The organism is Helicobacter didelphidarum (assembly GCF_003364195.1).
GTDB lineage: Bacteria > Campylobacterota > Campylobacteria > Campylobacterales > Helicobacteraceae > Helicobacter_A > Helicobacter_A didelphidarum.
Window position 1 is genome coordinate 1 of sequence record NZ_NXLQ01000044.1, and the last position, 6003, is coordinate 6003.

Annotated in this window: 2 protein-coding genes and 1 pseudogene; all 3 read right to left on the reverse strand. The window is 29.3% G+C overall.

Annotated features, from left to right (window positions below; genetic code table 11):
- The coding region (locus tag CQA53_RS09855; RefSeq protein WP_147290027.1) for a hypothetical protein at window positions 1-3063 on the reverse strand (3063 nt) is incomplete at its 3' end.
- Between the two features lie 3 nt (window positions 3064-3066).
- Window positions 3067-4191, reverse strand: a complete 1125-nt coding sequence (locus CQA53_RS09860) for a hypothetical protein (protein WP_115543821.1) — start codon at window positions 4189-4191, stop codon at window positions 3067-3069.
- A 32-nt stretch (window positions 4192-4223) separates the two neighbouring features.
- A pseudogene (locus CQA53_RS12440) lies at window positions 4224-6003 on the reverse strand (hypothetical protein); the annotation flags it as partial.

The following is a 6003-nucleotide window of genomic DNA, read 5'->3' on the forward strand; positions in this document are numbered from 1 at the left end:
ACCGAATAATCCATAGGCAAAATTATACACAATCATTCTTGAGTGAATTGGTATAGGATAGGTAAGAAATGTGTCATTATCCATAAATAATGGTGCATTGTGTATATTGTGCAATTTAGATTCTAAGATATTATATTTTTCTAAGAGTTCTTTAGAATCTGTTTTAAATAAAGATTTTATAATATTTGTAAATATAGAATCTGCTATGCTAATAATAGCAATATAAGAGATTGTCCTTATAGCGTCTTTGCTTATATTGTTTATTATGTTTTTTCTTGTTTGTGTATTATTTGCTTGTATTGTTATGTATGTTGGCTGTTTTATTTGTTTGTTATTGTTATCTATAATCATTAGTTTTATATTATTATTTTCTTTGCTTACGATTAGCTTATTACCTGCTCTATCTAGCTTTCTTGTCGTATCTTGAGTTAATATCTTTATATCTATTTGATTTAATAATTTATTAATTTGAGTATTTCTTTTTGTATTGTTTGAAATTTTTATAGAATCTTTTTTATGATTAAAGGCTGTTTGCAATGTTTCTAATGTTGCATTTTTTATTATAGTGGCTAGATTTGTATTAGTAGTAATACTAAGTAAAGATAATATAAATTTACCTTCCTTTTTAGCCACATATAAGGCAAAAGCAAATGTTATAAAAAGTATTGATATAGCCTCTAATGTTTTACTTTGTGTATCAGCAAGTAATATCTTTGTAGAGGGCAATAAATTTGTAAGGATATTTTCTCCAACAGATTGTATGGTAAGCGGTAATACTTCGTCTATATTTTTATTGCCAAACCCTATGTATTGCTCTTTTATGCTATTGCCTATAAACGCAAGGCTAAGCTTGTTTGTATCTTGTGAAAATGGATGCAATATAATATTTTTTGTAAGTTTTATTTCATAGTCATTATTTTTATTTTCTTTATATGCGTTTATAGCTTCTTTAATCTTATCCTTTAAATCAACTAAATCAATAGGTATTGCTTGTTTGTCATTTTCTTTCACTAAAAATTGCGTTGTTGTCTCTTGCAAGGTTGTCTCTTCATCACTTGCTTCTGCGTAAAATTTTACAAACCATCCTTTTTTAATCTCTGCACCATCTTGTTCTAAATAATATAAGAGCAATGCTTTTAAAAATATATTTTCTGGCGTATAGAGATATTTTTCTCCGCCAAACACAATATCATGATTTACATTTTTCTCTTCAAATTTTACAGAATCAAATAAAAATTTATAATATTCTATATGCTCTTTAATAAAAGTTTTTTGCAATATCTTTATAGATTCTATATTTTCATCTTGCAACATAAAGCTTTGTATATATTCTCTATCATCATTTGATAGTAGCTTATTGTCTTTATATTCTCCCTTTTTTGTTTGATTAATTTTTATAAATGGAGAAATATATAAAAAAATATTATCTAATATCATATCATCGTGTATATAGCCACTATAATCTTGTGTTGGTTTTTTAATTTGCAGTTTAGGAGGCTCTGGTCTGCCTTGTATTTGTATATCTAGTGTTTTTATAGCTTGCTGCATACTCCCTGCTTTTTCTTTATTTGGTGGTGGAGTAAGTGTGATATAGTTTTTATTTGATTGTGTTGTTGTATTTTCTCCTTTGATGGCTGTTGCTAAGATTGTCGATGTAAAACTTGGATATGTGATATAAACAAGATTTGTATATGAGTTTGTAAGCTTATTAAAGAGATTATATGCTGGGCTATTATCTTTAGAGTCTGTATGTAAAGGAGATATACACATAGATGAGTATTCATTGTTATCATTTGTAATAAATGGCTTTTTTTGAGTAAGTATGTCTATGATATTTTGTATATTGTCATGATATTTTCCTTGTATTATTTGATTAAGATTTGGCGTAAGATTAAAAGAATGTTCTTTGATGAGAAAATCGGTCTCCAATCCACTTAAATCTATAAAACTCCCATCACTATCAAGGAACATAAAGATATTAGATTCTATTAAGCATATCGCGAGAACTTCACTGATGTCTTTAAAAAATGCAGTGAGTATAGGCACTGCAATAGCCCTATAATATCTATTGTTTTCTAATTCGCCTAATTCTTTTAATGTATCATATATTTCCCTTATAGCTGAAGTTGTCCCTAAGCTTAAAGCAAGAGCAACAAACATGCCTCCACTACCAAGTGATAGACATACACCAATAATACATATCCCAACCTTTAATGCTGTAAGTAATGCAGCCCTTCTCTCATCATCTATTTTATCTTGTTCTGTATTGCTTAGATTTTTGAGAATCTCATTTCTAGCATCCATAAGCTTTGTTTTTATATCTTTTAGTTTATCTCTAATAATACTTTCTTCTTTAACATATAATTCATAATATCTTGTTACCTTGTCCATCAAATCAATAAAAAATTCCTTTATAAATCTTATCCCTATAGAATCTGTATCTTTTATATCATTGAAATTTTTTGTTGCTTCTTTTGGTATATATGCGTTTTTATAATCAAGTAATGCTATATCCTCAAAGAAGCTATGTTGCCTTGCTTTTTCTTGATTTACTATCACAGATGCAATGTTATCTAAATCTCCAGCACTACCAGAACCCACTTGTATTGGAGAAAATGTGAAAGCATGTGCAATTTCATGCAACAAATTGGGTTTTGCTTCTTTATTCTGTTCTTGTTGTCTTATATTACTCGCTTGCTGCGCTATTTTATTTATAAGTATTTCTAGTGGATTATCATTAATTTCATTTATATATGTTATATGTAGCTTATCTTGCCACTTCTTTCTTTGCAGTTTATAGGTGTTTGATAATAAACAATCTAGTTTAATTGGATAGAAGCATAATGTATCTATCTTGGAAATATCCATATAATCACTAAAATTTTTATACAATCTCTCTGCCATAAAGTCAGTAGGGGAGATGATTGTTATATTGCATTGTTTATCTTTAGCTGTTTGTAAAAACTTCTTAACAGAATCTACTATATCTTGCGAGTTATAAGCTTGTGATATATTATTTATCGTGATAGTGTGTCCTCTATCTATATTCTTCCTCTCTCCCATTCCCTACCTCACATATATATTTGATAGAGTATTATAGCTATTATGATTGCTTTGTGTATCCTCTCTATCCTCATTACCAAATTCTATCGTAAGTTTCTTACATTGAGCTGGCATAAGCCATATTTCTTTAGAATATATACTCTCTTGTTTGTATTCTTTGTATGTATCATCTATGAGTGTAAATGCACCATATCCATAGTCTTTGTTCTCTTGTGCTTCTTTATGTTCTTCAAATGCTTTTTTAAGTATCTTAGGTATTCTTGTAGGAATAATGCAGACATACTCTCTTGTATGATTATCAAACACTATAGAGAATGCCTTATAAGTAAAGTCTTTATTCTTATAGTCTTCTTGTATAGAAAGAGGCAAATCACTCTTCTTTATATCTTTGCATTCACTCATATCTAATTCATACTCTTGGAGAATGATATGACTTTTCATCTCTTTGTGATTGATTGTGCATTGATAGATATTAAGAGAATTCTTTTGGAGGGAGTCTATCTTATAGCAAATAGTAAATGTAGGCTTATGATATGGTATCACTAAATCTTTAGTATCTTTATCTCTCTCTTTAGAGTTTGTAGGATTAGGAGCATTTATCTTAAAGGTATTATTCTTAGGCTTACAAGTGATAGGGAATCCTTTATCACTTAATACCCCACTAACACATAAATCTTGCATTATAGGATAATCATCATTATATTTCTTATAAGCTCTAGCACTAGGGAGGATTACAGATACAAGAGAACAAGGAGTAGGAACACCTGCTATGTTGTTAGTGCAACCTATAATACTAGCATTTAATAAATCAGATTCTAAAATCATAGGAATGTCTTTAGATTTGAAGCTTTTACCTTTCTTACTCTTTAGCTTTACTCTACCATTATGAGGACATTTAAGCTCATTATCTTCTAGGACAGGACAGAGGAATGCAGTGGAGATACTTTCTTTATTCTCTTTAGAATCTTTTGCTTTAGATTCTAAGAGTGCTTTTTCTTCTCTATATGCTTTTTCATTTTCTTTGCTTTCTTGAGTAGCAAGATTAAGTATTGTGGTGTATCTCGTATCTGCTGGTTGTATCTTATCGATTGATTCTGTATTGGATTGTTTAGTGTTTGTATGTAGCATATTATTCCTTAGTGCAATTTAAATCGTGATATTTATACATCATAAGCCTCATGATAGCAGTTATCAAGCCTCATACATATATTGTTATGATAGATTGCTATATTGCCTCGTGCATCTGTTGTATAAACCTCTCCTTTTTTACCATAGAACCAACCTGCATTATTTGGGTCTTCATCTCCACCTTGTATTTTTAGATTCCCTAGATAGATTTGTGCTGGAGAGTTATCAGAGACTAAACCTAAAGCTTTTTCATTTTCTTTTGCATTAAGACAAGTGCCATCTTTAGCAAAGATAGTAATTTTATCCCCATTTTTATAAAATATTTCATCAAGTTCTAGTTTTACTATATCTTTTTCATTTTGTATTTTTTTATCATAGCTTTCTTTTCTTATGATGATAGCTTCATCAATACTCTCAAGTAATTTATGGCGTTTGCTAAAGATTAAAAAAGGAAGCTTAGTGTTTTCTTGTATGTCATATTTATCATCTATATAGACTTCCTCATAAGGATAATGCCATTTTTGGTAACGAAGTGTATATACACTCTTATATACTTGTTTTCTTATTTCTATATAGTCTTTTAGGTTTTCTTTATTTTGTTCCAAGCATACAGCATTGACAAAGTTTGATTTATATCCTAGTAGCTTTATTATATCTGTTTTGGTAGTAGGGTTACTTTGAGATTGTGAAGTGCTGTGTGATTGTTTGGTTTGTATAGAGCTTTGAGCTTGTGGATTGCTTATTATCTCATTGCCATTACTATCTACAAGTATATAAAACTGACATTGATACAAAGCATACAATAATGCAATAGAACTATTAGAATCTAGCTTCATCATTATATTTTCTATATCATTTTCATCGATGATTTTAGGGAAGATATAAGATTTATAATTTGTAATAGCTTCTATAGAATCTTTATTCTCATAAGCGTTTTCTATATCTTTATCGTTGCTTTTTTGATTGTCTTTTGCTAGTATAGATTTTATTTGTTGATTGAGATAGTCAAGATAATTTATTTTCTTTCCACTTAGTTTAGTGCATAGTTGTATCAATATAGATTGTGTTTGTGTAAAAGTATTGAGCAGTCTTAATGCTTCGCTTATTGTTTGATTCTGTATTTTTGCATTATTGTCTCCATAAGATAAAATATAATCATACATATACAAAGCTTTTATAATACAATCTAAATAATGAGAATCCATACCTGTTTCACTTACCATTAGTGTATGTAAGATTGTAGTATCTGTATATTCTTGACTTTTTGGGATACCGAGCTTTATATTGAGTTTGGAGATGGGGGCTTCATGATATGCGCGTATATTATCTGGCGTGTTATTACTCTCTATATGGTGAATCTCTTTTAAGCCTAAGTATTGAAAAGTATTTGTTTTATCTGCTTGAATAAGTTTTTTTATATTATCTGTTAATTGTTTAAAATCTTGCTTGTCTTTTACGACTTTTAATTCTTCTATGAATTTTCCTGCACCTTGACTTTGTGCTTCATCTTTATTTGTAGCTTTATCTATAGCATTTGCTACTTTATCAATCACCTTTCTTGTGAATCCATTTGGATTAAAAAGCTTCTTTTCATTTGATACAAATAACCTACATATACAAGCTACCATACGCAAAAAATATGCTGATACGATATTATGAGAGATACCCGGTGCATTATAAGTATATAACTCTTTGACATTATCTGCATAGAGTAAGACAAATACTTGTGCTAAATGTCCTCCTAGTGAATGCCCTGTAAGGATAAGCTTAGATTCTAAGCTTTGTGATGAAAGTTCTTGTCCTAAGCTATCT

Bases quoted from the DNA above. Each gene is read 5' to 3' on its own strand.
- CQA53_RS09860 (WP_115543821.1), bottom strand. From the start codon at position 4,191: ATGCTACATACAAACACTAAACAATCCAATACAGAATCAATCGATAAG.